25 protein-coding genes are annotated in these 26,462 nt (G+C 73.0%); 18 read left to right on the forward strand and 7 right to left on the reverse strand.

The genetic code is table 11. The features are described from left to right. Nucleotides 1-47: 47 nt before the first annotated feature. From P3X83_RS39250 to lexA, 8 genes are all read left to right on the forward strand, one after another. Nucleotides 48-929, forward strand: coding sequence for an alpha/beta hydrolase (locus tag P3X83_RS39250; RefSeq protein WP_277310478.1), 882 nt, complete (start codon nucleotides 48-50; stop codon nucleotides 927-929). A gap of 73 nt (nucleotides 930-1,002) precedes the next feature. Beyond that, a complete protein-coding gene (locus P3X83_RS39255; protein ID WP_277310479.1) occupies nucleotides 1,003-2,241 on the forward strand; it encodes an acyl-CoA dehydrogenase family protein in 1,239 nt (412 codons plus the stop codon). A 123-nt stretch (nucleotides 2,242-2,364) separates the two neighbouring features. Beyond that, nucleotides 2,365-3,546, forward strand: coding sequence for a low temperature requirement protein A (locus P3X83_RS39260; protein ID WP_277310480.1), 1,182 nt, complete (start codon nucleotides 2,365-2,367; stop codon nucleotides 3,544-3,546). Between the two features lie 27 nt (nucleotides 3,547-3,573). Then, complete coding sequence (locus P3X83_RS43400; protein ID WP_346742785.1) at nucleotides 3,574-3,921, forward strand: alpha/beta hydrolase; 348 nt, start codon at nucleotides 3,574-3,576, stop codon at nucleotides 3,919-3,921. Nucleotides 3,922-4,038: 117 nt separating this feature from the next. Then, nucleotides 4,039-4,794 carry an SDR family oxidoreductase gene (locus P3X83_RS39270; RefSeq protein ID WP_277310482.1) on the forward strand — a complete coding sequence of 252 codons (756 nt, stop codon included), beginning with the start codon at nucleotides 4,039-4,041 and terminating at the stop codon, nucleotides 4,792-4,794. 6 nt (nucleotides 4,795-4,800) lie between these two features. Beyond that, nucleotides 4,801-4,938, forward strand: a complete 138-nt coding sequence (locus tag P3X83_RS39275) for a hypothetical protein (protein ID WP_277310483.1) — start codon at nucleotides 4,801-4,803, stop codon at nucleotides 4,936-4,938. Between the two features lie 58 nt (nucleotides 4,939-4,996). Then, complete coding sequence (locus P3X83_RS39280; protein ID WP_277310484.1) at nucleotides 4,997-7,735, forward strand: DUF6493 family protein; 2,739 nt, start codon at nucleotides 4,997-4,999, stop codon at nucleotides 7,733-7,735. A gap of 10 nt (nucleotides 7,736-7,745) precedes the next feature. Continuing rightward, the gene (gene lexA, locus P3X83_RS39285; RefSeq protein WP_277310485.1) at nucleotides 7,746-8,405 is read left to right on the forward strand and encodes a transcriptional repressor LexA; all 660 of its coding nucleotides are present in this window, start codon (nucleotides 7,746-7,748) and stop codon (nucleotides 8,403-8,405) included. 56 nt (nucleotides 8,406-8,461) lie between these two features. Here the strand turns inward: lexA and P3X83_RS39290 are convergent, their stop codons facing one another. The 4 genes from P3X83_RS39290 to P3X83_RS39305 form a co-directional block, all read right to left on the reverse strand. Next, complete coding sequence (locus P3X83_RS39290; protein ID WP_277310486.1) at nucleotides 8,462-9,142, reverse strand: response regulator transcription factor; 681 nt, start codon at nucleotides 9,140-9,142, stop codon at nucleotides 8,462-8,464. After that, nucleotides 9,124-10,233 (reverse strand): hypothetical protein, encoded by a 1,110-nt coding sequence (locus P3X83_RS39295; RefSeq protein WP_277310487.1) that lies wholly within the window; start codon nucleotides 10,231-10,233, stop codon nucleotides 9,124-9,126. The genes P3X83_RS39290 and P3X83_RS39295 overlap by 19 nt, the downstream gene beginning before the upstream one ends. Further along, nucleotides 10,230-11,369: a sensor histidine kinase gene (locus P3X83_RS39300; RefSeq protein ID WP_277310488.1), complete on the reverse strand. Its 1,140-nt coding sequence runs from the start codon at nucleotides 11,367-11,369 to the stop codon at nucleotides 10,230-10,232. The genes P3X83_RS39295 and P3X83_RS39300 overlap by 4 nt, the downstream gene beginning before the upstream one ends. 420 nt (nucleotides 11,370-11,789) lie before the next feature. Next, nucleotides 11,790-13,103 carry a hypothetical protein gene (locus tag P3X83_RS39305; protein WP_277310489.1) on the reverse strand — a complete coding sequence of 438 codons (1,314 nt, stop codon included), beginning with the start codon at nucleotides 13,101-13,103 and terminating at the stop codon, nucleotides 11,790-11,792. 699 nt (nucleotides 13,104-13,802) lie between these two features. Between P3X83_RS39305 and P3X83_RS39310 the strand changes: the two genes are divergently transcribed. Further along, nucleotides 13,803-14,963 carry a cellulose binding domain-containing protein gene (locus tag P3X83_RS39310; protein ID WP_277310490.1) on the forward strand — a complete coding sequence of 387 codons (1,161 nt, stop codon included), beginning with the start codon at nucleotides 13,803-13,805 and terminating at the stop codon, nucleotides 14,961-14,963. Nucleotides 14,964-14,977: 14 nt separating this feature from the next. Here the strand turns inward: P3X83_RS39310 and P3X83_RS39315 are convergent, their stop codons facing one another. The 3 genes from P3X83_RS39315 to P3X83_RS39325 all read right to left on the reverse strand — a co-directional run bounded on the left by P3X83_RS39315 (nucleotide 14,978) and on the right by P3X83_RS39325 (nucleotide 17,925). Then, complete coding sequence (locus tag P3X83_RS39315) at nucleotides 14,978-15,424, reverse strand: ADP-ribosylglycohydrolase family protein (protein WP_346742786.1); 447 nt, start codon at nucleotides 15,422-15,424, stop codon at nucleotides 14,978-14,980. Between the two features lie 43 nt (nucleotides 15,425-15,467). Next, complete coding sequence (locus tag P3X83_RS39320) at nucleotides 15,468-16,436, reverse strand: alpha/beta hydrolase (protein ID WP_277310491.1); 969 nt, start codon at nucleotides 16,434-16,436, stop codon at nucleotides 15,468-15,470. 292 nt (nucleotides 16,437-16,728) lie between these two features. Further along, complete coding sequence (locus P3X83_RS39325; RefSeq protein ID WP_277310492.1) at nucleotides 16,729-17,925, reverse strand: cytochrome P450; 1,197 nt, start codon at nucleotides 17,923-17,925, stop codon at nucleotides 16,729-16,731. Between the two features lie 138 nt (nucleotides 17,926-18,063). On the opposite strand from P3X83_RS39325, the gene P3X83_RS39330 reads away from it, so the two are divergent. The 9 genes from P3X83_RS39330 (at nucleotide 18,064) to P3X83_RS39370 (ending at nucleotide 26,451) form a co-directional block, all read left to right on the forward strand. Then, entirely contained in the window at nucleotides 18,064-19,239 is a 1,176-nt protein-coding gene (locus tag P3X83_RS39330) for an alpha/beta hydrolase (protein WP_277310494.1), read from the forward strand. 50 nt (nucleotides 19,240-19,289) lie between these two features. Then, nucleotides 19,290-19,949: a PadR family transcriptional regulator gene (locus P3X83_RS39335; RefSeq protein ID WP_277310495.1), complete on the forward strand. Its 660-nt coding sequence runs from the start codon at nucleotides 19,290-19,292 to the stop codon at nucleotides 19,947-19,949. Between the two features lie 53 nt (nucleotides 19,950-20,002). Beyond that, nucleotides 20,003-20,809: a phosphotransferase gene (locus P3X83_RS39340; protein WP_277310496.1), complete on the forward strand. Its 807-nt coding sequence runs from the start codon at nucleotides 20,003-20,005 to the stop codon at nucleotides 20,807-20,809. A gap of 58 nt (nucleotides 20,810-20,867) precedes the next feature. Continuing rightward, entirely contained in the window at nucleotides 20,868-21,836 is a 969-nt protein-coding gene (locus tag P3X83_RS39345) for a cobalamin biosynthesis protein (protein WP_277310497.1), read from the forward strand. Continuing rightward, nucleotides 21,833-23,338, forward strand: a complete 1,506-nt coding sequence (locus P3X83_RS39350) for a cobyric acid synthase (RefSeq protein WP_277310499.1) — start codon at nucleotides 21,833-21,835, stop codon at nucleotides 23,336-23,338. Before P3X83_RS39345 ends, P3X83_RS39350 begins: the two co-directional genes overlap by 4 nt. Beyond that, entirely contained in the window at nucleotides 23,335-23,547 is a 213-nt protein-coding gene (locus tag P3X83_RS39355; protein ID WP_277310500.1) for an SHOCT domain-containing protein, read from the forward strand. The genes P3X83_RS39350 and P3X83_RS39355 overlap by 4 nt, the downstream gene beginning before the upstream one ends. Nucleotides 23,548-23,643: 96 nt before the next feature. Then, nucleotides 23,644-24,576: an ABC transporter ATP-binding protein gene (locus P3X83_RS39360; protein WP_277310501.1), complete on the forward strand. Its 933-nt coding sequence runs from the start codon at nucleotides 23,644-23,646 to the stop codon at nucleotides 24,574-24,576. After that, nucleotides 24,545-25,348, forward strand: a complete 804-nt coding sequence (locus P3X83_RS39365) for an ABC transporter permease subunit (RefSeq protein WP_277310502.1) — start codon at nucleotides 24,545-24,547, stop codon at nucleotides 25,346-25,348. Before P3X83_RS39360 ends, P3X83_RS39365 begins: the two co-directional genes overlap by 32 nt. Nucleotides 25,349-25,371: 23 nt before the next feature. Further along, nucleotides 25,372-26,451, forward strand: a complete 1,080-nt coding sequence (locus tag P3X83_RS39370; RefSeq protein ID WP_277310503.1) for a helix-turn-helix domain-containing protein — start codon at nucleotides 25,372-25,374, stop codon at nucleotides 26,449-26,451. Nucleotides 26,452-26,462: the final 11 nt, after the last annotated feature.

Here is a 26,462-nt window from a genome sequence, read left to right on the forward strand (position 1 = left end):
GTCCGTGGCTATAACTAACGTGTCATCTATGGCGAAAGGCATTAGAAGTGGCGTTGCTCCAGGTCCCCCATACCGTTCACCAGCACCTCGACGTGGACGGTGTCCGCGTCTTCTATCGTGAGTCGTTGCCGAGGCGGTCCGATGTGCCGGTCATGCTGCTCCTGCACGGCTTCCCGTCCGCCTCGCACCAGTTTCGCCGTCTCATCGACGCGCTGGGCGGCGAGTATCGGCTTATCGCGCTCGACTACCCCGGTTTCGGGTACACCGAAGCCCCGGCCGACTTCACCTACTCCTTCGACCGGCTCGCCGACATCACCGAGGGCTTCGTCCGGAAGCTCGGCCTGACGAGCTTCGTGATGTACGTCTTCGACTTCGGCGCGCCCATCGGGTTCCGGCTCGCCGAGCGGCACCCCGAGTGGATCAAGGGCCTGGTCGTGCAGAACGGCAACGCCTACAAGGAGGGCCTGTCCGACGCGGCCCGCGACTTCATCGCGTTGCGCCCCGATCAGCCCGGCGCCGAGGACACCATCCGCGGGCTGCTCACCCTGCCCGGCACGCGCGGCCAGTACGAGACCGGCGTCGCCCACCCCGAACTCCTCGCTCCGGAGAGCTGGATCCTCGACCAGCACTTCCTCGACCTGCCGGGCCGCAAGGAGGCCCAGGTCGCGCTCGCCTTCGACTATCACTCCAACGTCGAGCGTTACGCCACCTGGCAGAAGTGGCTGCGCAAGCACACTCCGCCCACCCTCATCACCTGGGGTGGCGGCGACCCGTTCTTCACCGAAGCGGGCGCGTACGCCTACCGGCGCGACCTCCCCGACGCCCGAATCCACATCCTCGACACCGGCCACTTCGCCCTGGAAGAGGAGCTCCCGGGGATCGCCCCTCTGATCGCCGACTTCCTGGATCATGTGTGGGAGCGACCGTGAGCGGATCCGCTACCGTCACGTGCACGGACAGACGGTGAGGCGGCACTGAGGCGGCACTGAGGGAGCGCGTCTGATGGACTTCCGGTTCGACCGCGAGACCCAGGAGCTTCGCGAAGTCCTGCTGGACTTCATGGACGGTCACGTCTACCCGGCCGAGGCCGTCTTCCGCGACCAGCTCGCGGCGCTCCCGGACCGATGGTCGTGGGACTCGGTCCCGATCATGACCGAACTGCGCGCCGAGGCCCGGGCGCGCGGCCTGTGGAACCTGTTCCTGCCCGGTGACCACGGCGCGGGCCTGACCAACCTGCGATACGCGCCGCTGGCCGAGATCACCGGCCGGAGCGGGCACCTGGCCCCGGCGGCGCTCAACTGCGCCGCACCCGACACCGGCAACATGGAGCTTCTCGCGCGGTTCGGCACCGAGGCGCAGCGCCGCGAATGGCTGGAACCGCTGCTGGCCGGCGCCATTCGCTCGTCCTTCGCGATGACCGAACCCGGCGTGGCCTCCTCCGACGCCACGAACATCGCCACCAGGATCCGGCGGGACGGCGACGAATACGTGATCGACGGCCGCAAGTGGTGGATCACCGGGGCGATGAACCCGAACGCCCGGATCTTCATCGTGATGGGCAAGACCGACCCCGGCGGCGAGCGGCACCGGCAGCAGTCGATGATCCTGGTCCCGCGCGACACCCCCGGGCTGCGGGTGGAGCGGGCCATGGAGGTCTTCGGCTACGACGACCACGAGCACGGCGGGCACGCCGAGCTGACCTTCACCGGCGTACGCGTCCCCGCCGCCAACCTCATCGGCGGCGAGGGCGACGGGTTCGCCATCGCCCAGGCCCGGCTCGGCCCCGGCCGGATCCACCACTGCATGCGCGCCATCGGGCTCGCCGAGCGCGCGATCGAGCTGATGTGCGCGCGGGCGGACGACCGGGTCGCGTTCGGCCGGCCGCTGGCCGACCAGGGCGTGGTCCGTGACTGGATCGCCGAGTCGCGGGTCCGGGTCGAACAGCTCCGGCTGCTGGTTTTGAAGACGGCCTGGCTGATGGACACGGTCGGCAACAAGGGCGCCCACACCGAGATCCAGGCGATCAAGATCGCCACCCCCGCGGCGGTGCAGTGGATCCTGGACAAGGCCATCCAGGTGCACGGCGCGGCCGGGCTCTCGCAGGACTTCCCGCTGGCCGCCGCCTACGCGGCCGTCCGCACCCTGCGCTTCGCGGACGGCCCCGACGAGGTGCACAGGAACGCGCTGGCGCGCGCCGAACTACGCGACCAGCGCAGGGCACGAGGCGTGTCCCCGCGCTGACCGCCCCTTTGCCGCCTGTCACAGATCGGCGTGCTGTCCTGTCTTCAGACGGACCGTACGTTCTGAAGTGACAGGAGCGCGACGTTGCCACCAGCGGGTATCACGAGTCGCATTCGGGTGCGGATGAGCCCTCGGGCCATCGACGAGCCGCACCGGGCTTCTAGCCAGCTTGAGCTGCTGTTCGACCTGACCTTCGTGGTGGCGGTCGCCGCCGCCACCGCCCAGCTCGCGCACGGGATCGCCGAGGGGCACGGCCTCGCCGAGGTGGTGCCGTTCCTCCAGGTGTTCTTCGCCATCTGGTGGGCGTGGATGAACTTCACCTGGTTCGCCTCGTCCTACGACACCGACGACGTGCCGTACCGGCTGCTGACCATGGTGCAGATGGCCGGGGTGCTGGTGCTCGCCGCCGGGGTGCCCGTCGCCGCCGATCACTCCGACTACGGGATCATCACGCTCGGGTACCTGATCATGCGGGTCGGGCTCGTGGCGCAGTGGGTGCGGGCCGGGATCGAAGATCCGGCCGGACGGCGTACGGCGCTGCGGTACGCCGTGGGCATCACGGTCGCGCAACTGGGCTGGGTGCTGCGTTACTTCATCGCCGAGGCGGGCGTCCTGACCTGGACCTCCGGCCTGGTGTTCTTCTGCTGCCTGGTCGCCCTGGAACTCGCGGTGCCACGGTGGGCGGAACGCGCGCGGTCCACGAACTGGCACCCGTACCACATCGCCGAGCGCTACGGCCTGTTCACGATCATCCTGCTCGGGGAGAGCGTCCTGGCCGCGAGCCGGGGAGTGGCGGGAGCGCTCGAAGCGGGCCGGGTCGGCGGCCCCTTCGTGATCATCGCCGGGTCCGGCCTCGTCCTGCTGTTCGCCCTGTGGTGGCTCTACTTCCTGATCGAGGCGGGGGAGGGGCTCAGCAACCGCCGCCACCGGTCCTACCTGTGGGGATATGGGCATTACGGCATCTTCGTCACGCTGGCGGCGCTCGGCGCGGGGCTGGAGGTGGCGGTCGAGCAGAGCGGGCACGCCGTCGAGGCGTCGCCGTCGGCGCTCGGCTACGCGGTCGCCGTCCCGGTCGGGCTGTACGTCGTGCTGCTGTGGGTGGTGCACGCCATCGTGGCCGGCGAGCCGGTGCTCCACTTCGCCTCGGTGCTGGGCGGCGCCGTCGTCGTCCTGCTGCTGCCGCTCGCCGCCCCGTGGATCGGGGTGACCGGCGTGGTCGCGGCGATCGCGGCGCTCTGCGTGCTGCTCGTCGCCGTCACGATCACGACGGCCCGCGCACGCGGCGAGGTCATCCCCGACGGGTGAGGCCCGCCGGGCGGGCGGACGGCGAGGATGGATCAGCCCGCGCGGCCTCCCCGGCGTCCAAGCAGACCGTCCCGACCACGGAAGGCACACCATGAGCGAGCAGCCCGTCATCGTCCCGGTCCACGGGCCTTCGCCGAATCGGCGAGCTGGAACCGCGTCATCCACCGGATCCACGCCAGGGGGTACACCGCCGTCGCGGTGGCCAACCCGCTGCGCGGCGTGGAGGGCGACGCCGACTACGTGCGCGACGTGATCGGCGGCATCGGACGGCCGGTCGTCCTGGTCGGCCACTCCTACGGAGGCATGGTGATCACCCAGGCGGTTGGCGTCATCCTCACCACCGGACGGATCGGTGGTGAGGATGTTCCTGGGTGATCTCCTCGACCATCGCGCGAGGAATCTCGCGGTGGCTGTCACGGACCCGGGAGCTGCGCTGTCTTAGCTGGTGACCGAACGGCACACAGGGTGCTCGTGCGGACGGAAGGAACAGTGATGAAGATCGTCGTAGTCGGTGGGACCGGCCTGATCGGGTCGAAGGTGGTGAACAGACTGGCCGAGCAGGGGCATGACGCGGTGGTGGCGGCGCCGAGCACCGGCGTCGACACGCTCACCGGCGAAGGGCTGGCCGAGGCGGTGGCGGGCGCGCAGGTCGTGGTCGACGTGTCGAACTCGCCGTCGTTCGAGGCCGCCGCGGTGATGAAGTTCTTCGAGACCTCCACCGGGAACCTGCTCGCCGCGGAGGCGGAGGCCGGGGTCGGTCACCATGTCGCGGTCTCCGTGGTGGGCACGGAGCGGATGCCCGACAACGACTACTTCCGGGCGAAGATCGCCCAGGAGCGGCTGATCGAGGAGTCGCCGATCCCGTTCTCGCTGGTGCACGCGACGCAGTTCTTCGAGTTCGTCCGGCCCATCGCCGACGAGGCCACGGACGGCGACGTCGTGCGGATCCCGCCGGTGGCGTTCCAGCCCATCGCGGGCGACGAGGTCGCCGACGCCGTCGCCAGGGTCGCGGTGGGCACGCCGCTGAACGGCCGGATCGAGGTCGCCGGGCCGGACCGATACCGGATGGACGAGTTCTTCCGCGACGCGCTGGCCGGGTGGGGCGACCCCCGCCAGGTGGTCGCCGACCCGCACGCCCGCTACTTCGGCAGCGAGCCGGGCGAGCTGACGCTGGTGCCCGGTGACGGCGCCACCCTGGGCCGGATCGGCTACCGCGACTGGCCCGGCCGGGCCGCCACTGGCAGGTGATCCCCGATGTCCGCTGACGAGAAGCCGAGATCGACCGCCTGGCAGAGCGCGCCGACCGTGCCGCAGGAGGCCGAACCGCCGTTCATCCCACAGGGCGCGCACGTCATGACCGTGGTCGTCGAGTTCCCGCCGGGTACGGCCTGACGCGCGCCGCCACCGGGTGGTGACCGTTCTGTCGGTAGCGATCCCTACGGTGTGCGGCATGACGACGAATCCCCCGGACGGGGGCGCCTGGCCGCGCGTGCGTGCGGCCATCGCCCGAGGTCGCCTGGCCCGGCTCGCGAACACGGTGCTGACCCTGGACGAGGCCGAACGCCGTGCGGTCGCCGCCGAACTGCCCGGGCACATCGGCGCCGCCAGGCAGGCCCACCAGGAACGCGCCCGGCGCAGCCGCACCTGGAGCGACGGCGGGGAGTGGATCGAGCCCATGCGGGTCGCCGGCGCGGGGACGATCGGCGGGGCCGCGGCCGTCGCCACCTGGCTCTACCGGCGCGACTTCACCCGGTGGCGGCGCGGGCGCGACATCGCCCCGCTGCTGCAGGTGATCACCGCGCGCCCGCAGGAGTGGCAGGCCGACCTCGCCGTACGGCTGGCCCTGCGGCTGCGCGGCACCCCGGCCCAGGCCAGGGACGACAGCGTGCCGCTGGCCCTCGAACTGCTGCGCCGCACCGGAGTCGTCCCGCCCGAGCACGACCCCCTCGTAACCGCCTGGGTGTCCCAGCCGCCCGACCTGGCGAACGACCCGCTGACCCCCCACCTGGTGCCCCGGCTGTTCGAGGCCGAGGGCGTGGGCCGGGCGCTGCGCGAGGACACGCTCGAACCCCCCGCGTGGAACTCCGGCGGCCACACCTGGCTGGCCGCCCTGCGCGACGAGGTCGCCGCCGGACGGCTGGCCGCCGAGCCCCTCGTCGAAGGCTGCGTACGCCGCTTCCTGTACGGCGGAACCGGCCCCGACCTGCGCTTCTTCGTCCGCCTGCACGAGCTGCTCGCCCCCGAGCCGGACGGCGAGCACACCCGCGACTACCTGCGGCTGCTGCCCGCCGCGCCCGGCCCGGTGGCCGAGCTGGCGCTGCGGCGGCTGCGCGGCGCGGGCCGGCTGACCGGCGACGACGTCGAGGAGGCGGTGTCGGCGCTGCTGTTCCGCGCCGAGGGCAAACTGGTGCGGGCCGGGCTGACCCTGCTGGAACAGGCCGCCCGCGAGACCCCCGGCGACCTCGACCACCTGGCCGGGGCGCTCGGCTCGGCGTTCCTGTGCGAGTCGTACCAGGTGCGCGAGCGCGCGGTGCGGCTGGCCGTCAAGCACGCCGCGCGGTTCACGCCCGTCGGGGCCGAGGCCGTGCGGACGGCGGCCGAGGCGCTGCCCGCCGACCTGGCGGCACGGCTGTCCGAGGCGTACGGCGTGACGGCGGCGGAACCGGAGCAGGAGGCCGCCGACGCCTTCGAGCCCGGAGAACTGCCGCCGTTCGAGCCGCTCGCCCGCGACCCCTTCCCGCCACCGCTGACCGACCTGACCGCCACCTATGACCGGGTCGGCGACGGCGTCACCTTCGAACGGTGGCTCGACGCCTTCGTCCGCGACCCGTCCCCGCGCCCGTGCCCCGGCCAGGGCCGCATCTACCGGCGCCGGCACTGGAGTCGCCTGAAGGCGTGGACGGAGGCGCTGCTGCGCGAGGCCGCCGACCCCGGCGCGGAGCCGCCCCTTCCCGCACCCGAGCCGCCCCAGGTGGGCCAGGTGGGCCAGGTGGCCCAGCTGTGCGGCGTGCCGGTGATGGGCGTCGTCAGAAGATTTGTGGAGATCTCGCGGTATGAGAGGGGGGTACCCGGAGAGCAGGCGGGCGCGTCGGCCGACCGGCTGCCCGAACCCGGCTGGGTCTCCGCTCCCGTCCGCATCATGCTCGCGCGCTGCGCCGAGGTGCTCGCCGCGCTGAAGGCCGGGACGCTGCCGCCGTACCTGCTGGCCACCCCGACCCTGACCTCCGGCCACATCGACCCCGCCGTGCTGGTGGACCGCCTGGAGGGCTACGAGCGGGCCGGAGCCCTGGCCATGCCCGCAGACCTGGGGCAGGCACTGCTGCGGCTGCCGCGCGAGGCGGACCCGGAGGTGATCGGCCGCGCCGGGAGGCTGACCTCGGAGGCCGGTCTCGCGCTGGCGCGCTGGCTGGCCGACCGGCCGGAGCCGGAGACGCGCGTGGACTGGTCGCACGCGAACGGCAAGTACACGCACGACCGGCAGAAGGGCGAGCACGGCCCCCGGCTGCGTCCGCGTATCAAGGCCGAGCCGACGGGCTTCGCGATGCTGGACGAGCTGCTGTCCGATCCACCCTCGGCCACGGGCGACGACTACCGCGCCTACATGGAGTCCTGGCGGCTGACACTGCCCTCCGACCGCGAGGCCGTGGCCATGCACCTCATGCCGTACCTGCTGAACGTCTGGCCCCGGCCGGGCGGCTTCCACGAGTACGTGGCCGCGCTGTTCTCCCAGGACGGGCCGGTGGGCGAGGGGACGGCGCTGCTGATCGCCGTCCAGCTCACCGAGCACGGGATGTACGCCTGGCCGGAACGCGGCCTGCGGCTGCTGCTCGGCGCGGCGGCGACCGGCTGCCTGCCCGCCGCGGAAGTCGGGCGGCAGCTCGGGCTGTGCCTGCGCAGAGACGTGGCCAGGCTGCGCGACGTGCGCGCCGCGCTTGAGCAGTGCGCCGGGCAGGGCGCGCACCGCGAGGTGTGGCAGATCATGAGCGGGCTGCTGTCCGTCTACCTGCCGGGGCCGGACGAGCGGCCGAACACCTCCCACACCCAGGCGCTCGCGCTCGCGAGCGAGGCCGCCCACTGGGCGGGGGTGCGCGGCACCCTCCCCGCGATCGAGGAGGCGGCGGCCCGCAAGGGGACGAGCGGCTTCGTGCGCACCGCGCGTGCGCTGCACGAACGGCTGCTCGCCGTCTAGCATTTCGCGGGTGACCACCTTTGATGATCCTGACACGTTCGAACACCTGGACTTCTCGGCCCTGCCCCAGCGTCAGCAGCGGATACTGGCCACGATCCGGGACTGGGTGGTCAAGCACGGATACGCCCCGAGCACCAGCCAGATCGGCCGGGCGGTCGGGCTGCGCTCGTCCTCGTCGGTCTCCAGGCACCTGCGCAGCCTGGAGGAGAAGGGATTCCTCAGCCGGGGCACGGCGGTGACCCGCCCGATCGACGTGCGCCGGTTCCTGCGCGGCGCCGCGCAGGAACCGGCCGCCGACCTGGTGACCGTGCCCGTGGTCGGCGACATCGCCGCGGGCACGCCCATCCTGGCCGCCGAGCACCACGACGAGGCGATGACGCTGCCGCGCGGCCTCACCGGGCGCGGCACCGTGTTCGGCCTGCGGGTGCGCGGCGACTCCATGATCGACGCCGCGATCTGCGACGGCGACATCGTCGTGGTGCGGCAGCAGCCGGACGCGCAGTCCGGCCAGATCGTCGCCGCGATGATCGACGGCGAGGCCACGGTGAAGGTGTTCCGCAGGCGCGGCGGGCACATCCTGCTCGAACCGCGCAACCCCGCCTACGACGTCATCGACGGCGACGAGGCGGCGGTGCTCGGCATCGTGGTGTCCGTCCTGCGCAACGTGTGATCGATGTGTGAGCAGGGTGCGCGTGCTCGGGGTGAGTGTGAGCAGGGTGCGCGCGATCAGGGGGTTCGGTTCAGCTCGGCGAGGGTGATGAGGCCGTCGTCCAGGGCGCGGCCGATCAACTCGCTCTTGGTCCGGGCGGCCCGCCCCACGTTGGCGTACTTCACCCGCACCCGGGTGATGTAGGTGTCGACGGTCTTCACGGTGATGTTGAGCTTCGCCGCCACGAGTTCCTTGGACGCGGACACGAACCACGCCCGCAGCACCTCGGTCTCCCGCTGCGACAGGCGCGGGCGGCCGGGGGAGTCGTCGGCGATGAACGCGCCCGACAGCGAAGGGGTGGTATAGGGCTCGCCCCGGGCGGCGGCCCGGATGGCGGGGACCAGGTGCTCGGGGCCCTCGCGTTTGGTCAGGTAGGCCAGCGCGCCGAGGTCCACGCACTTCATCGCGGTCGCGTCGTCGGTGTGCTGGGAGTACACGATCACGCGGCGGCCGTTCTCGACCAGACGGCGCAGCTCGCCGAAGTCCGGGCGGCGCGGCACCAGCTCCAGATCGAAGATCACCACATCGGCCTCGGACCCGGGGCCCGTCCAGACCTCGCCGAGACGGTCGCCCGCGTCGATGAGCATGATCGGCGGCAGCGCCCGCGAGCACCAGGCCCACACCCCGGCGGCGATGGCCGCGTGGTCGTCGACGATCACCGCGGTGATCGGGTCGCCCGTCACGGAACCGGTTGCCATCGGACCTCCATCCAGGTCATGTCCCCGCCGGTCAGCGCCTCCACCTCGACACCGGGCACGGCCGGGCTCGGCAGGTCCACCGCGCCGCAGTCCGCGACGACGCTGACCGACACCAGCCCGGCGTCGCCCACGACGGTGACCCGCGCCCTGGAGGCCGCGGTGGCCAGCACGGTGAGCACCGCCTCGGTGAGGTCGCGCCGCACCGCCACCGGCAGTGCGGGCCACTTGCCGCGCGCGTCCAGCTCCACGGCGACGCCCTTGCGGTCCGCCACGTCGGCGCAGTGCCGCAGCTCGTGCATCAGGGGCTCGGCGACGGCGTCGGTCTCGGCGAAAAGCCTGCGCATCCGCGCCGCCTCGATCGCGCAGGCTCGCTGCACCGCGGCATCGTCGGCGCGCAGCGAGCCGTCGGCGAACCCTTCGAGCAGCGGGACCGTGGTCGCCGACAGCTCGGTGAACCGCTGCCGCCTGCGGCGGTGCGACTCCGCCGCGACGGCCGCCGCCACCCGCACGCGTTCGATCTCACGCCGGGAGGCGTCCGCCGCCGCGCCCAGGTCACGCAGCACGGCGGCCCCCACGGCCAGGCACAAGGGGAACCCGACCACGCTCATCGAACCCGTGGCGAACCGGGTGAGCGCGTCCCCGGTCGGCTCGTCGAACAGGAACAGGTGCAGCAGGGCCACGCCCTCATGGGCGAGCAGGAACGCCACCGAGATCCGCAGCGGGCGGTCGAGCAGGACGACGAGGCCCACCCAGTTGGCCGCGCCGAAGATCCAGTCCACGGTCGTCGAGGTCTGCCCGTCGGGCAGCGTCGTGTACGACAGCACCGACACGGCCAGCACCACGGCGATGGCGGGCCCGCGCAGCCGGCCCCACGGCCGTCCCCGCAGCAGCAGGACGCCCTCGCCCGCCAGCACCGCCCCGAGCACCGCCAGGGCGAACACCTGAGGGCGGACCGACGGGTAGGCGTCCAGATGGCTGATCATGTTGGCGGCGCCGAGACCGAGCACGATCACGGCGGCGATCAGCAGCGTGGAGGTCCGGAGGCCGCGCCCCAGGTGGGCGCGTGCCTGCTCGCCGGTGGTGTCGTTCATGGGATCGGGTGGCCGGTGTCGTCGGCGGGGGCCTGCCAGTCCAGCCGTACGACCGTGCCCTTGCCCTCGGCCGAGCTGACCGTGGCGGTCGCGCCCACGCGGCTCATCCTGCCGTGCACGGACTCGCGCAGGCCGCGCCGCGTGTCCGGTACATCCGCCGGCGAGAACCCCCGCCCCTGGTCGATCACGTCGAGCCGCAGCGCCGCGGAGTCGCCGCGCAGCCGGACGGTCGCCGCCGTCGTGCCGGAGTGACGGCGCACGTTGGTGAGGGCCTCCCTGGCCGCGTCGGCGATCGCCCTGGCGACCGGGAACGGCAGCCGCAGCCGCGTGGGGGCGTCGAACTCCACGGTCAGGTGCGCCGCGTCGAGGTCGTCGCGGAGCAGCCGCACGAGATCGGCGTGCCGAGGCGCGGGCTCGCTCCCGCCGCGCAGGGTCGCCAGGTCGCGTCGCGCCTGCGGGGCCAGCCAGGCCGCGTCCGAGCCGACCTGCCCGGTGCCGACCATCAGCAGGGTGGTCGCCGCCGTGTCGTGCAGCGAGTTCACCAGCTCGCGTTCCTCGGCGCGGACCCCTGCGGCCACCAGGGCCTCGGCGCGCGACCGCGCGGCCAGCTCCGCCATCCGGTCGGCCCGGTCCGCGGCCCGGTGCAGGAGCGTCCACGCCGCCCTGGACAGCGCCGCCGCGGGCAGCGCCCACGCCTGCGACCTGACCACGATCGGGTCGGCGTCCAGCGCCACCAGGACGGCCACCGCCCCGCCACTCACCGTGAGCGCCGCGGCGGCGCCGGTCCACAGCGAGGTGTGCCACTGGCAGGTGACACAGGCGAAGATGACCAGCAGCCGCAGCCACCCGGTGTTCGTGTGCGCCAGCGCGTCCGTCCAGGACACCCCGGCGTGCAGCAGCAACAGCACCCCCACGTCCAGCGCCACCGGCGCGGACCCCGTGCCCTTACGCAGCCACCACGCGTAACCACACGTCCAGACCGCCGCACCGGCGGCCATCACGACGGTCCCCGCCAGATGCTCGGGAGGAGGCCGCAACACGGCGATCGCACAGATCGGAACCAGCGTCACCAGCCGCACGGTCGCGGCATACCGCCGCCCGAACCGCACCAGCAACCGCGCCGCCCCTTCGGCCACCCGGTCACCTCACCACACCCGTCCACCCACACTCCGTGATCCGCAAGCCTAACGGCCCCTCACCCGTCCGACGAAGACTGCATCATCACCACCCACCGTCCCCCTTCGCCATAGGGCCACCGCCGCGGTTCGATCGAGAGGGGCCCCGGTGGCACTCGGCGTCACCCTTGCGGCGTGGCCCTGAACGCCCGGCCCACGCCGCCGTGCTCTCACCGTCGATATTCGGCCGCGCCATCGCCGCCTTCCCCGGAGGCGCTCTCCCGGAGAGAGCCGGCGCGCGCCGTCGTTCCGGTCTGGGTGGGGACGGCATGCGGTGTCGTCCTTGTGGCCTGGTGTGGGATAGGCCACGCGGCTGAGGTACGCCGTCGGCGACCGGCCCGTTTTGGCCGGTGCCGTCGCGGGATTGGGTGCCGGGTGGGGTTACTTGAGGGCGGGGACGAACGTCTTGGCGAGGCGTTCTAGGGCTTTGCGGGTGAGGGTGGGGTCGAAGGTGGGTTCCTGGTAGCCCTTGGCTTGGGTGAGGCCGCCGCCGGTGGTGGTGCCTCGGAAGGTGAAGTCGATGGTGTGGTCGCCGGAGAGGACCTTGATCAGGAGTTCTTTTCTGGGGCGGTCGTCCTCGGGGTCGGCGTCGGGCTTGGTGCTGGTGGAGAGGACGGCGAAGGCCTTTTCGCCGAGGCCCGTGATGTTCTGGCGGGGTTCGTAGCCGACCTGGATGTTGGCGTCGCCGATGCCGCCCTGGGCCAGGTAGCGGTCGTACTGGCGGGTGGCGCGGTCGTACTGGAAGCGGGAGCCGAGTTCGCCGTCGCCCCAGTCGACGACGTGGATCTGGAGCTGGCCGCCCCGGCTGGTGTACTCCTGGCCGGGCTTGTGGTCGACCGGCTCGCTGATGCTCCAGGTGCAGGTGTTCTGCTTGATCCGCCCGTCGCGGCTGTCGACGGCGGGGCCGTCCGCCTCGGGGAAGAAGGCCGCCTCGACGTCGCGGACGCTGACGATGCCGCACGGGCCGGCGAGCTTCACCTTGTCGGCGTCCTTTGCCATCTCGGCGGTGACGAGTTCGGCGACCTTGCCCGCCGCGTCGCGGGTCTCGTCGCCGGTCGGGTACTTGGCGCCGGTGCGGTTGGCGCCGCCGTACGCGACCTGGATGAGCCAGGGGCCCTGCCGGACGAACACCGTGGTGTGCAGGCCGCTGTGGCCGATCGAGCTCTGGCTGTAGGACGCGTCGCCGTAGCCGAGTTGCCGTGGTTCGCCGAACGACGAGCCGGTGGTCCTGCCGTCGACGCGCTTGCCGTCCCGGATGTTGACCCGGCGGTCGTGGCCCTTGCGGTCGTCGTCGAAGCGCTTGCGGGCGTACTCGGCCGCGCCCTGGGTCTCGGTGCTCTTGGCCTCGACCGAGATGGTCAGCGTGCGGTGGCCGAAGGCGCCGCCGCCGACGTCCATCTTGCTGTTGTTCCAGCTACAGGCGGCCCGCTTCTCGGTGCGGGTGGCCGCGCGGGTGGAGGCGTCCTTGCCGCCGTACTTCCCGTCGGTGACCAGGGGCTTGCGCAGGCCGTCGGGGACGACGGCGCAGAGCTGGTCGCCGCTGATCGGCCGTAGTTTGACCGCCTCGGGCTTCGGCGTGGGCGACCGGGCCAGGTTGCGCCTGCCGTACGCGGAGAGCGGGGGCGGGCCGGAGTCGTCGCCGTTGAGCAACACCCATCCGGTGATCCCGCCCGCCAGCACGACGCAGACCGCCACGATGGTGATGATCAGCGGTGTCTTCGAACCGCCGCGCCGGGGCGGTCGCGGTGGCTGCGGTGGGCCCCACGGGCCTCCAGGGCCTGCCGGCCCACCCGGACCGCCGGGCGTTCCTCCTCCGGGTGGCATCGGCGGATGGCCGGGTTGGCCGGGTTGGCCTGGCCGGCCCGGCCATCCCGGGCCTTGGGGTGGGAATCCTTGAGGTGGCGGGCCCTGCTGAGGTCTCTGGTAGGGGCCGCCCGGGACTGGGCCGTGAGAAGGCGGAAACGGATTGGACATCTGCATGGTCTCGGGTGGCCTCAGCGATCGCCGCCGCTCGTCTCCGGGACCGGCGAGCGCGGCGGGCGTGCCGCCCCTGGGCCCTTCGTGATGCGGATGGAAGAGCCTCGCCCGCGAATCGTGTCCGCCTCGATGGCCGGGATGCCGTTTCTCATGTCCTCCGCCTAGCCCCGTGGAAGGAATGGAGTACCCGCCGTCCCCCTGGCCGACGGGTACCGCGCGGCAGGACGTGCGTGGCCCGCTGTGTCCGCGCCGCGGCTGGTAACGAGCCTACGGAGGACGGCGGCGCGGGGGTGTCAGGCGAACACCCGACAACGAGGTCACGGTTCGATCGCGGACAGCCGCTTTACGGATCGCCGAAAGTAGTCCACGATCACACCGAGGAGGGGACGGAGACAACACGATTTCGATAGGGGAATCATGCGAATCGGCACTAGAGCCTTGGGGGCGGTCCTCCTCACCCTCGGCATCTTCACCGTGACGTTACTCGTCGCCGCGCTGGCGATCGGCTCGGGCGGTGGCACCGCCCTGGCAGCCGCTCCGGCGCGGGACGTCGCCGTCGCCAAGGCTCCTGGGAAGGCGGCGGCAGCGGCGGTGGCGGGCGACACGAAGGCGCCGTCCCGTCCGGTCGGGCTGCGGCCCTGCCCGGTCCCGCTGGTGCCGGACGGCATCGGCTACGCCTCCATCTGCTGGAACGCCTCCAGCGACGACACGGGCGTGGTCGGATACGACCTCTACCGCCTGGAGGTCGGCGGGTTCGTCTACGCCAGCACGACGGTCGGCACCGTCGGCGGCTTCTCCGGTGAGCTGCGCAAGCTCTACACCATGTACGTCGTGGCCAGGGACGCCGCGGGCAACGTCAGCCCGCCGTCGAACCTGATCACGGTGCCCGCGGTGATCGGGATGAGCCCGACCTCCACCCCGACGCCTCCGCCCGGCGACAAGGTGCCCCCGTCCAAGCCCACCGGCCTGCAGGACGCCTGCCTGCAGGACTACCACGGCGTCACGTTCTGCTGGCCGCCCTCCACCGACAACGTGGCGGTGACCGCGTACGACGTTTATCGCGAGACCGCGACGAGCTGGCTGAAGGTCGGCACGCTGCCCGCCTCAAACTTCCTGAACTTCACCGAGGCCGGTCTGGTCACCGGGCAGCGCTACAACTACATCGTGGTCGCCAGGGACGAGGCGGGCAACCTCAGCATGCCGTCCGACCCGCTGTCGGCGCTCTCCAGGGAGGGCATGCCCACCCCGACACCGGGTGAGTCGTGCACTGTGACGTACCGCGCCAACTCGTGGAGCTCGACGCTGAACACCGAGATCACCGTGCGCAACACCGGCGTCGCCGCCATCGACGGCTGGACGCTGACGGTCGACTACCCGACCTCGACGCTGCGCCTCGCCTCGGGGTGGTCCGCCGACTGGACCCAGGACGGCGCGCGGTTCAGCGCCAAGAACAAGAGCTGGAACAAGGTCCTCGCGCCCGGCGGCTCGACCCAGGTCGGGTTCACCGCCTCCTTCGGCGGCGCGCTGCCCGCCCCGCTGAGCTTCGCGCTCAACGGCAGGGCCTGCACCACCCGCTGACCACCCCCGGCCGACTAGGAGGCGAGTGGGGGAGCTCCCGCCCAGTGCGGGAGCGGCTCGCACCGCCTCCGCCACTCCGTGGGGCCGGGGGAGATCCCGGGGCCGGCGGCGACGACCGCCGTGGCTACGGCCACCGCGACGGCCCCGGCCACCGCCTCCGGATTCGCGTGGGTGACCAGCGCCGACAGCGCGGCCTGGCGCACCACCTCGGCGAGGTCGCCCGCGAGCCAGGCGCCGAGCGGCGCCACCCGCATCCCGGCGCCGTTGCCCCACGACCCCGCGCCCTCGAACGGCTCGGCCGAGAGCGTCCGCCAGTCGCCGCCTTCGCGGATGAGGCGGAGCATCCGGTTGGTTGCCGGGCCGTAGCCCCGGTCGAAGTCGTGCCGGGCGGCGAAGCTCGCTGCCAGCACGTGCAGGGAGGCCGTGGCGCGGGTGAGAGGAGTGGTGGGCGTCCCCCTCATTGAACCCCGCCCCCGAAGGGGCGGGGCCCGATTCCGCGCCGCGTCAGCGGGAGTTCTTGCGGAAGAAGTTGAGCAGCGCGGGGTTGTAGATGTCGGAACGTTCCCAGTGGGGCTGGTGGCCGCATTCGTTGACCACGAGCGTGTCCACCCGGGGCAGGTGGTCGGCCAGCATCCGCTGCACGCTCGGCGGGCTGTAGAGGTCGCTGTCGCCCCAGGCCAGCAGGGTCGGGACGCGGAGCCGTTCGAGGTCGGGCCAAGTCGGCGCGTTCTCGTAGCGCTGGAAGATCGTCTTGTTCACGGACCGGTGGTGCAGGTCCAGCCACACGCGGACGCCGTCGGGGTTGGCGGCCCGGTAGGTCGGGCCCAGTTCGATGAAGTCGGGCGGCATGGCGGAGAAGCCCGCCGGCCGCAGCCGGGTCAGCGTCTCCCGGTACGCCGGTTCGGCGAGGCCGGTCAGGCTGCCGGAGATCACCATGCTGCGCAGGCGCTCGGGGTACGACAGGGCGAAGTCCAGCAGGTAGCCGCCTCCGGCCGCCACGCCGACGCCGTGGAAGCGGTTCACTCCCAGGTGATCGAGGAGCCGCCGCAGATCCTCGGTTCCGCTGCCGGGGTCGGCGTCCGGGCCGTTCTCCGACCGGTAGTGGCCGCGCCGCGAGTACGCGATCACCCGGTATCCCCGCTTGGCGAAGTACGGCTGCTGGTACGGCCAGCTCTCCGCGCTGCCGGTGGCCGGGTGCAGGAAGACGATGGGCGCTCCGGATCCTCCGGTGTCCCAGTACCAAAGGCGCACGTCGGGCAGTGAGACGGTCCCCTCGGTCGCGTTCACCTGCGACGGGACCGGGATCAGCGGCAACGGGCTGTCGGGGCGGGGGATGTTCACACCTCCCATCGTGCTCGCCGCGGCGGCCTCGCCGCCCATGGCGAGTACCGCGCTTCCGGCCGCCAGCGCGGTGCCCGCGCCGAGCAGCCTTCTGCGGCCGATGTTCTGGTTCTTGTTCGTGTCAGGGGTCATGGCTGCTGGTGGCCTCCAGTCCAGACATGTTTCGCCCACAGGTGCGCGCATCGTGGCACGCGGGCGACAAAGGGAATCTGGCCTCGTGGTGAGCAGGGGGTTCGAGGTCGGCCTGGGTGTCGCCGAGCGAAGCGTGCAAGAACCGGGGCGTAGGGGGTGCAACGGACCCGGGTGATCGGAGTCTACGTAATGTCCACCCAAAACGGTATAGTTCAGACCGTCCAAAATGGAGTATGTGCCGAGCGTGCGCGAATCGCCCGCGGAGCGGGCAGAGCCGGTGGAGCGAGTACGGCTAGCGGAGCCGCACCGGCAAGGTCAGCGGCCCGCGCACGGTCAGGCTGGAGCGCCACTCCAGCCGCTCGGGATCGACGGCGAGCGCCATTCCCGGGAACTCCCGGATCAGCGCCCCGATGGCGATACGCCCCTCCAGCCGGGCCAGGGCGGCCCCGAGGCAGTAGTGCGCGCCGTGCCCGAAGCTCAGATGGGCGTTGTCCGCGCGCCCCAGGTCGAGCGCGTCCGCGTCGGCGAAGGCCGCCGCGTCACGGTTCGCCGACGACAGCGCCACGAGCACCGGCTGCCCCGCCGGGATGACGGTGTCTCCCACCTCCACAGGCGTCAGCGTGAACCGCCAGGTGGAGAACTCGGCCGGGCTGTCGTAGCGGAGCAGTTCCTCCACGGCCGTCTCCAGCGCCTCAGGACGGCCGCGCAGCCGCGCGAGCTGCCCCGGGTGACGCAGCAGCGCCAGCACGCCGTTGCCGATCAGGTTGATCGTCGTCTCGTATCCCGCCACGAGCAGCAGGAAGACGTAGGCCAGGACCTCGTCGCGGGAAGGTTCCGCCGCGTGCGCCAGCGTGCTGATCACGTCGTCGCCGGGCTCGCGGCGCTTGTCCTCGATGAGGCCGCCGATGTGACCCGCCAGCGCGCGCAGCGCCTCGCCCCGCGTCATGTCGCCGTCCGGATCGGACGACACGACGGCGTCGCACCAGCGCCCGAAGTCTCCCCGGCGGCCGGGCGGAATGCCGAGGATCTCGCAGATCACGGTGGCTTGCAGGGGCTTGGCGTACCGCGCGATCAGGTCGGCCTCGCCCGCGCCGGCCAGGCCGCGCAGCAGGCTCGCCACGGCCTCCTCGATGACCTCGCCGATCGCGCCCAGCCGGCGGTGGTGGAAGAAGCGGGACACTACGGACCGCAGCCGGGTGTGCTCGGGAGGGTCGAGCGTCAGCAAATGCGAGCCCAGCCCCGAGCGGTCCTCCAGCGGACGGCCCCGCCCTGCCTCCTGCCAGTCGGCGGGCGCGTTGCCCGGATCCTTGCTCAGCCGGGGATCGGACAGCACCAGCCGGGCGTCCTCATAACGGGTGACGAGCCAGGCGTACAGCCCGCTGTCGAAACGCACGAAACGCACCGGGTGCGAACGGCGCAGCCCGGCGTAGTAGGGGTAAGGATCGGCCACGAAGCCCGGCCCGGCGGGCAGGAGATCGTCGGAGGGCATTCGGTGTCTCCCGTCGTCGATGTCACCGCCGCCGGTTCTCTGGTATCGAGGATACGGCGGCGATCAACGGCGTGCCGGGAGCGGCGGCGCGCGGGTGCTGGTGGAATGTGTCGTGCGACGGGCGGGGGAGGAGGACGCATGGCGGATACGCGCGCCGGGCGGGCGGCGGCGGTCCTGTCGGCGCCGCTGATCGTGATCCCCGCGCTGATCGTGACGGGCGTCTTCCTGTACGGCGTGCCGTACCTCGGCCTGGCGGCCGACCTCGTGCCGTGGCACGCCACGTGGATCCTGGCCCTCCCGCTCGCCGGAGCCGTGCTCGCCCTGTACGGCGGGCGCCCCGGCCGTCTCCGCGCCGGCCTGCTCGTGCTGGCGGCGCTGACCCTCGCCGGGACGCTGGTGATCATCGCCCGGATGTCGGCCGCCCTCGATCGCGCGGGAGCCGGGCTCGGCCCGCTCGACGCGTTCACCGTCGGAACGGAGCCCGCAGCCGTTCCGGACGCCGTGGTCGGCTACTCCTCCTACCAGGGCGCCCCGCTCTTACTGAGCGTCTACCGTCCGGCGGGCGCGCGTCCAGGCCGGGCCGCCCCCGTGCTGGTCTACCTCCACGGCGGCGGCTGGATCGCGGGCTCGCACGCCGACCGCGCCGCCGACCTGCGCTGGTTCGCCGACCGGGGCTGGCTGACGGTCAGCGTCGGCTACACGCTCTCCACCCCCGCCCGCCATCTGTGGAACGTCACCCAGGGCCAGATCGGCTGCGCGCTGGCGTGGGTGGCCCGGCACGCGCGGGAGTACGGCGGCGATCCGGCCAGGCTGTCGATGACCGGCGACTCGGCGGGCGGCAACCTGGCGATCAACGCCGCTTACATGGCCGCCACGGGGCGGTCGCCGTCGTCATGCGGCGGCCGGGTCCCACGGGTCGCCGCCGTGTCCGCGCTCTACCCGGTGGCTGACCCCGCCGGGTTCTTCGACAACGGCGATCCCGTGCGCGGGCCCGACGCCCGGCTGATGGCCGCCGCCTACACGGGCGGTTCGCCGCGCCGTTTCCCCGAGCGGTACCGCGCCATCGCCTCCGCCACGTACCTGAGCCGCGAGGCCCCGCCCACGTTGCTGATCGTCGGCGGGTCCGACCGCCTGGTGCCGCCCGAGGGCGCCTACCGTCTCGCCGGGGAGGCCCGGCGGCTCGGCGTGAACGCCGAGCTGGTGCGCGTGCCGTACGCCGGTCACGGCTTCGACGCGCCCCCGGACGGCATGGGCAGGAAGGCCTACCGGCGGCTCACCGCCGCCTGGCTGCGCGACCACGGACAGGCTCCCTGAGCACGTGAGCGCCGGCTGCGTAGAATTCCGCTGGAACGGGGACGGTGGTCGTGGCACGCAGAAGAGGCAACCCGCTGGCGCTGGCGGTGCTGGCGACCCTGCTCGAACGCCCGATGCACCCCTACGAGCTGGCCTCTACGCTGCGGTCGCGCCGCAAGGAGGACAGCATCCGGCTCAACTACGGGTCGCTGTACTCCGTGGTGCAGAACATTGAGCGCGCGGGCCTGATCGAGGCCCAGGAGACGACCCGCGAGGGCAGGCGGCCCGAGCGCACGGTCTACGCGATCACCGAGTCCGGGCGGCTGGAGCTGTTCGACTGGCTCGGCGAGCTGCTGTCCACTCCGGCGAAGGAGTACACCAACTTCGAGGCCGGGCTGTCGCTGATGGGCGTGATGCCGCCGGAGGAGGTCGCCCGGCTGCTCGACGAGCGCGCGGGCCGGCTCAGGGAGGGCCTGCGCACCTGGGAGACCTTCAAGGAGATGACCGCAGAGCAGGGGCTCGCCCGGGTCTACGTGATCGAGTTGGAGTACAGGGCGATCCTGCAGCGGGCCGAGCTCGACTGGATCATCACGGTCGTGGCCGAGATCCGCGCGGGGTCGCTGGACGGGCTCGGCGACTGGCGCGAGTACGAGGAACGTTTCGGGCGCGGCGGGTTCCCCATCGTCACCGACGACCCCGGTTCCGGACAGGGGCACCCCGGTCCCGGCTGAGGTCATGGCCTTTTCACCCGCTCGCGAGGCCTTTCTGGTCTACCATTCTGGCCATGCTGCCCGGCACCGCGCCTCCCGCCGAACGGGAGATCGCGCTGCGCGGCGGTGAGATCACCGATGGCGTGGTGCGGGTGGGCGGCACCGTGCGCAGGCCGGTCGGACCTTCCGCCCCCGCGATCCACGCGCTGCTGCGTCACCTGCCCTCCGCCGGGTTCGACCGGGCACCGCGGTTCCTCGGCCTCGACGAACGGGGCAGGGAGATCCTCACCTTCATCCCCGGTGAGGCGGCCACCCGCCCGCTGCCCGCCCACGCGGTCGGCGACGACTCGCTGGTGGCGCTGGCCCGCCTGCTACGCCGCTTCCACGACGCCTCGGCCGGCTTCCCGGCGGAGGCGTACTCGTGGGGGCCGGGGTCCAACGACGACCTGCCGCCCGAGGTCGTCGGGCACTGCGACGTCACGCCCGACAACGTGGTGTTCCGGGGCGGCCTGCCGTACGCGCTGATCGACTTCGACCTGGCCAGGCCCACCACCCGGCTCTTCGACGTGGTGACCACGCTGCGGCACTGGGCCCCCGTCGCCGACCCGGTCGATCGCGACCCGCTGCAGCGCGGGCTCGACGTGGGCGCGCGGCTGCGGCTGTTCTGCGACGAGTACGGCGTGCCCCGCCGCGACCGGCGGCGGCTGCTCGACCTCGCCCGGCTCCGCTTCGACCGCTCCTACGCGAACATGCGCCTGCGCGCCGTCACCGACGGCGGCGCCTGGGCCCGGATGTGGGCCCAGGGCGCGGGCGAGCGCATCCGCAGGGCCCGCGCCTGGCTCGACGCCCACGAGGACGAGATCCAGGCCCGGCTCCGCTGACCGGCCCGCGTGGGGCGGGCGAACTGAGTGAATGCCGATAAATGGCATCATGTGCGACGTGAAACTCGCCTGCGGCGCCTTCGACGCGACGGCGGCCGGGATCGCCCTCGGGGTCGCGCTCGACACCCTCATCGGCGATCCACGGCGCGGCCACCCCGTCGCCCTGTTCGGCCGGGCCGCCGCCGCCCTGGAGGACCGCCTGTACGGCGACGCGCGCCCCAACGGCGCCGCGCACACGCTGATCTGCGTCGGCGCGGTCGCCGCCCTCGGCGCCGCCGCCCACCGCGCGACGCGGGCGAGACCGGCGGCCAGGGCCGCCGTGACCGCCGCCGCCACCTGGGCGGTGCTCGGCGGCACGACCCTCGGACGGGAGGGCGAGGCGCTGGCCCGCTCCCTGGAAAGCGGCGACCTCGAAGCCGCCCGGCGGCGGCTGCCGCACCTGGTCGGGCGCGACCCGAGCGGCCTGTCCGCCGACGAGATCGCCCGCGCCGTCGTCGAGTCGGTCGCCGAGAACACCTCCGACGCCGTGGTCGCCCCGCTGGTGTGGGGAGCCGTCGGGGGCGTCCCGGGGCTGCTCGCCTACCGCGCGATCAACACGCTGGACGCCATGGTCGGGCACCGTTCGCCGAGATACGCCCGCTTCGGCTGGGCCGCCGCCCGCCTCGACGACGCCGCCAACCTGGTCCCCGCCCGCCTGACCGGCCTGCTCGCCGCCGCCTGCGCGCCCCTGGCCGGGGGATCGGCCCGGCGCGCGGCCCGGACGCTGCGCCGCGACGGCCACCGCCACCCCAGCCCCAACGCCGGACGCTGCGAGGCCGCCTTCGCGGGCGCGCTGGGCCTCACCCTCGGCGGGCGCAACGTCTACCACGGGCGCGCCGAGGACCGGCCGGAACTCGGTGACGGCGACCGGCCACGGGTGCGCGACATCCGCAGGGCCGTCCGCCTGGCCAGGGCCGTTTCCCTGTCGGCCGCCGCCATCGCGGTCGCCGGGCGGGCCGTCCTGGCGCGGGCCGGGAGCGGCCGATGAGCGGCGCGCTGCTGGTGGCGGGCACCACCTCCGACGCGGGCAAGAGCGTGGTAACCGCCGGGATCTGCCGCTGGCTGGCCAGGCAGGGGGTCAGGGTCGCGCCGTACAAGGCGCAGAACATGTCGCTCAACTCTTTCGTGACCCCGCAGGGCGCGGAGATCGGCCGCGCGCAGGCCGTCCAGGCGGCGGCCTGCGGGCTGGACCCGCACGCCGACATGAACCCGATCCTCCTCAAACCGGGCAGCGACCGGCGCAGCCAGGTGGTCGTGCTCGGCACCCCGCTCACCGACGTGGACGCCCTGGAGTACGGCGCGCTGAAGGACCGCCTGCGCCAGATCGCGCTGGAGTCGCTGGAGCGCCTGCGCGCCGCCTACGACGTGGTGATCTGCGAGGGCGCGGGCAGTCCCACCGAGATCAACCTGCGGCGCGGCGACATCGCCAACATGGGCCTGGCCCGCGCGGCCGGGCTGCCCGTGCTGGTCGTCGGCGACATCGACCGGGGCGGGGTGTTCGCCGCCCTGTACGGCACGCTCGCCCTGCTCGACGCCGGGGACCAGGCGCTGATCTCCGGGTTCGTGATCAACAAGTTCCGGGGCGCGCCCGAACTGCTCGCCCCCGGCCTGGACACGCTGCGCGAGCTGACCGGACGCCCGGTCCACGGGGTGCTGCCCTGGCTCGACGGGCTCTGGATGGACGTCGAGGACTCCCTGGCACTCGGCTCGCGCGACCGGGTGACGTCGGGCCCGCCGTACGGCATGCAGTCGCTGCGCGTCGCCGTCGTGCGCCTGCCCCGCATCTCCAACTTCACCGACCTGGACGCCCTGGCCTGCGAGCCCGGCGTGCTCGTGCGATTCGTCACCGACCCGGCCGAGATCGCCGACGCCGACCTGGTCGTGCTGCCCGGATCCCGGGCCACCGTCACGGACCTGCGCTGGATGCGCGAACGCGGCCTGGACCGGGCGGTGGCCGAGGTCGCCGCCAGGGGCGGCCCGGTGCTCGGCGTCTGCGGCGGCTACCAGATGCTCGCCAGGCGGATCACCGACCGGGTCGAGTCGGGCGCGGGCACGGTGCCCGGCCTCGGCCTGCTCCCCGCGACCGTGGAGTTCGCCGCGGCCAAGACCCTCGGCACCCCGGTCGGCGAGGCGTACGGTCACCCGGTGCGCGCCTACGAGATCCACCACGGCACGGTGACCCCCGACGACGGCGCCGAGCAGTTCCTCGACGGCTGCCGCGCGGGCGGCGTGTTCGGCACCACCTGGCACGGCGCGCTGGAGAACGACGCCTTCCGCCGGGCGTTCCTGGCCGAGGCCGCCTCGCTGGCGGGCCGCGACTTCACCCCCGCCCCCGGAGTGTCCTTCGCCGAGATCCGCGAACGCCGCCTGGACGCCCTCGGCGACCTGGTCGAGCATCACCTCGACACGGCGGCGCTGACCCGCCTGATCGAGGACGGCCCGCCCGCGGGGCTTCCCGTCCTGCCGCCGGGGGGGACAATGGGCTCATGAGGTTGCTCCTGCTCCCTTTCCTGGTCGTCCTCATCGCGGCCGTCGTCCTCGGCTGCATGCTCGTCGCGCGTTGGCTGTCCGCCAGGGCCGCACCCGCCGTCCCGCCCGCCGACGATCCCCGCGAGATCCTCAAGCGCCGCTACGCGGCGGGCGAGATCGACGAGGACGAGTACCTGCGCCGGATGTCGGGGCTGTCACAGGACTGGTGATCCCGCCGTCGTTGCCGGAAGCGGGCAACGAGCCGCGGCCCAACTGTCGCGTTCCGGCCCGTGCCCGCCAGGTCGCACCGGAGCACCATTCGGAGCATGACAGTAGTGGTGTCGACCGAAGGGTTGACCAAGTATTACCGGTCCGGCCGGCGTGCCAGACGCGGGCTGGAGGACCTCGATCTGGAGATCAGGGCCGGTGAGGTGTTCGGCTACCTGGGCCCCAACGGCGCGGGAAAGACGACCACGATCCGGCTGCTGCTGGACATCATCCGGCCGACCAGGGGCACCGCGCGGGTGCTGGGCGCCGACCCGCGCGACCACCGGGTGCGGGCCAGGATCGGCTACCTGCCGGGCGAGCTGGCGCTGGAAGGGCGCGAACGCGCGGGAGACTACCTGGCCTTCCTGGCCAGGATGCGCGGCGGCGTCCGGCTGGGCCGGATCACCGAGCTGGCCGAACGCCTGGAGGCCGACCTGTCGGTGTCGATGGGCAGGCTCTCCAAGGGCAACCGCCAGAAGATCGGGCTCATCCAGGCGTTCATGCACGAGCCCGACTTCCTCATCCTCGACGAGCCGACCGGCGGCCTCGACCCGCTGGTGCAGCAGGAGTTCCTGAGCATGGTCCGCGAGGTCCGCTCCTCCGGCCGCACCGTGCTGATGTCCTCGCACGTGCTCGCGGAGGTGGAGGACGTCTCCGACCGGGTGGGCATCGTCCGCGACGGACGGCTGGTCGCCGTCGAGGACGTCGGCGCGCTGCGGGAGAAGGCCGTCCGCAGGGTGGAGTTCCACTTCGACGCCGAGGTGCCCCGCGAGGCGTTCGAGGGACTGCCCGGAGTGCGCGACCTGCGGGTCACCGGGGCCGCCGTGCGCTGCACGATCGACGGACGGCCGGACGCGCTGATCAAGGCGGCGGCGCGGTTCACCGTGGTGCACATGGCGAGCGCGGAGCCCGACCTCGAAGAGATCTTCCTGACCTACTACAGCGACGAGGAGGGACGCCATGCTCGTCATCGTGTCGAGGAGCCTGCGTGAGAGCCGCCGGGCGCTGATCGGCTGGACGGTCGGCGTCAGCGTGTTCCTCTCCGTCTACCTGTTCGCCGCCTACCCCTCCCTGGTGGGCGATCCGTCGCTGGCCGGGCAGATGGCGCGGGTCAAGTTCCCCGGCGCGATGCGCGACCTGATGGGTGGGCTGGCCGACTTCACCACCGCCGCCGGATACCTGCAGACCCTGATCTACCAGCTCTTCGGGCCGATGCTGTTCATCGGCTGCGCCACCGGGCTGGCCAACCGGGCGATCGCCGGGCCGGAGGAGTCGGGCACCCTGGAGCTGACCATGGCCCTGCCGCTCACCCGCGGGCGCCTGGTCGCCGAACGGCTGGCCGCGATGGCGCTGGGCCTGCTCGCCATGGCCGCGGTCACCCTGCTGGTGGCCTGGGCCGCGGTGGTGTCCAACGGCATGAACGTGCCCTTCGGCCGGCTCCTGGCCGCGCACCTCGGGGTGTACCTGGTCGCGCTGCTGTGCGGCACGCTGTGCCTGCTGGCGGGGGCCGCCACCGGCAGCAAGGGGATCGCGCTGTCGGTCGTCGGAGTGGCCGCCGTCGGCGGTTACGTCGTCGAGACCCTCGGCAAGCAGGTGCCGGTGCTCGAATGGGCGCGGTGGATCTCGCCGTTCCACTACTACCTGGAGGGCCGCCCGATCCACGACGGCCTGCCGGTGGTGGACTATCTTGTGCTGCTCGGGGCGACGGCCGTACTGGCGGTGGGCGCGATCCTCGCGTTCGACCGGCGAGATGTGGGAGTGTGAGGGCCCCGCACGGGGGCGTGACCATGGAGACCGACGTACTCGCCCGGGTGGGCGAGACCACCGGAGTGCCCGCCGAGCTGTTACGCGGGCACCTGACGGCGCTGGCGCAGGCGGCGGCCACCGGGCGGCTGCCGGACCGGCGCGCGCTGGACGACTGCCGGGCCAGCGGCGGGCGGGCCGCCGAGCAGGGCGTCGCGATGCACGTCCTGGTCGAGGCCGCGCTGCTGGCGGCGGAACTGGTCCCGGAACTGGCCGCCGAAAGCACGCTGCCCGCGCTGCGTCGTACCGTGTCGGCGCTGCTGTCCGGGTACCGCGACGCCCAGCGTGACGCGCTGCGGCGGGAGGAGGACGCGCGCCGGGAGTTCGTGGACGACCTCCTGCAGGGCCGGGCCGAACGGCTGGCCGAGCGTGCCGAGTACTTCGGCCTGCGGCTGGCCGAGGACTACGCGGTGGCCGTCGCCAAACCGGCCGGCGGCCCGATGCGTCCCGGCGACCCGCTGGCCGCGCGCGTCGAACGCGACCTGATCGCCCGGTTCGGCTCGTACAACATCCTGGTCGCGATCCGCGACGGCCTGCTGGTGTGCGTGGCGCCCGGCTCGCTCGCGGCGGCGGCCGGGGAGTTCACCTACCACGTGCGCACCGGGTTCGCCGACGGCTGGCGCGTGGGCCTGGGCCGCCCGCAGCGCGGCCCCGGCGGTGTCGTCGCCTCCTTCCGCGAGGCGGTCAACGCGGTGGAGCTGGGAGAGCGGCTGGGCCTGCGGGTCTCCGTGCTGAAGGCCGCCGACCTGCTGGTCTTCCCAGTGCTGCTGCGCGACCGGTCGGCGATCGAGGACCTGGTGGGCTCGGTGCTCAGCCCGCTGCTCACCGCCAGGGGCGGCCCCGAGCCGCTGCTGGCGACTCTGGAGGCGGTGTTCGCCTCGCAGGGCAACCAGACCGCCGCCGCGCGCCGGCTGGGCCTCAGCACCCGGGCCGTGACCTACCGGCTGGAACGTGTGCGCAGGCTGACCGGCTACTCGCCGGACGACCCGACCCAGCGGTTCACGCTGGAGACCGCCGTGCTCGGCGCGCGGCTGCTGCGCTGGCCCGACGAGAACGGGCGGTGAGGCCGCGCGCC

This window comes from Spongiactinospora sp. TRM90649 (genome assembly GCF_029382225.1).
GTDB lineage: Bacteria > Actinomycetota > Actinomycetes > Streptosporangiales > Streptosporangiaceae > Spongiactinospora.

Bases quoted from the DNA above. Each gene is read 5' to 3' on its own strand.
- P3X83_RS39255 (WP_277310479.1), top strand. From the start codon at position 1,003: ATGGACTTCCGGTTCGACCGCGAGACCCAGGAGCTTCGCGAAGTCCTG.
- P3X83_RS39260 (WP_277310480.1), top strand. From the start codon at position 2,365: ATGAGCCCTCGGGCCATCGACGAGCCGCACCGGGCTTCTAGCCAGCTT.
- P3X83_RS43400 (WP_346742785.1), top strand. From the start codon at position 3,574: ATGGATCAGCCCGCGCGGCCTCCCCGGCGTCCAAGCAGACCGTCCCGA.
- P3X83_RS39270 (WP_277310482.1), top strand. From the start codon at position 4,039: ATGAAGATCGTCGTAGTCGGTGGGACCGGCCTGATCGGGTCGAAGGTG.
- P3X83_RS39275 (WP_277310483.1), top strand. From the start codon at position 4,801: ATGTCCGCTGACGAGAAGCCGAGATCGACCGCCTGGCAGAGCGCGCCG.
- P3X83_RS39280 (WP_277310484.1), top strand. From the start codon at position 4,997: ATGACGACGAATCCCCCGGACGGGGGCGCCTGGCCGCGCGTGCGTGCG.
- P3X83_RS39290 (WP_277310486.1), bottom strand. From the start codon at position 9,142: ATGGCAACCGGTTCCGTGACGGGCGACCCGATCACCGCGGTGATCGTC.
- P3X83_RS39295 (WP_277310487.1), bottom strand. From the start codon at position 10,233: ATGAACGACACCACCGGCGAGCAGGCACGCGCCCACCTGGGGCGCGGC.
- P3X83_RS39310 (WP_277310490.1), top strand. From the start codon at position 13,803: ATGCGAATCGGCACTAGAGCCTTGGGGGCGGTCCTCCTCACCCTCGGC.
- P3X83_RS39315 (WP_346742786.1), bottom strand. From the start codon at position 15,424: ATGAGGGGGACGCCCACCACTCCTCTCACCCGCGCCACGGCCTCCCTG.
- P3X83_RS39320 (WP_277310491.1), bottom strand. From the start codon at position 16,436: ATGACCCCTGACACGAACAAGAACCAGAACATCGGCCGCAGAAGGCTG.
- P3X83_RS39325 (WP_277310492.1), bottom strand. From the start codon at position 17,925: ATGCCCTCCGACGATCTCCTGCCCGCCGGGCCGGGCTTCGTGGCCGAT.
- P3X83_RS39330 (WP_277310494.1), top strand. From the start codon at position 18,064: ATGGCGGATACGCGCGCCGGGCGGGCGGCGGCGGTCCTGTCGGCGCCG.
- P3X83_RS39340 (WP_277310496.1), top strand. From the start codon at position 20,003: ATGCTGCCCGGCACCGCGCCTCCCGCCGAACGGGAGATCGCGCTGCGC.
- P3X83_RS39350 (WP_277310499.1), top strand. From the start codon at position 21,833: ATGAGCGGCGCGCTGCTGGTGGCGGGCACCACCTCCGACGCGGGCAAG.
- P3X83_RS39355 (WP_277310500.1), top strand. From the start codon at position 23,335: ATGAGGTTGCTCCTGCTCCCTTTCCTGGTCGTCCTCATCGCGGCCGTC.
- P3X83_RS39360 (WP_277310501.1), top strand. From the start codon at position 23,644: ATGACAGTAGTGGTGTCGACCGAAGGGTTGACCAAGTATTACCGGTCC.
- P3X83_RS39365 (WP_277310502.1), top strand. From the start codon at position 24,545: ATGCTCGTCATCGTGTCGAGGAGCCTGCGTGAGAGCCGCCGGGCGCTG.
- P3X83_RS39370 (WP_277310503.1), top strand. From the start codon at position 25,372: ATGGAGACCGACGTACTCGCCCGGGTGGGCGAGACCACCGGAGTGCCC.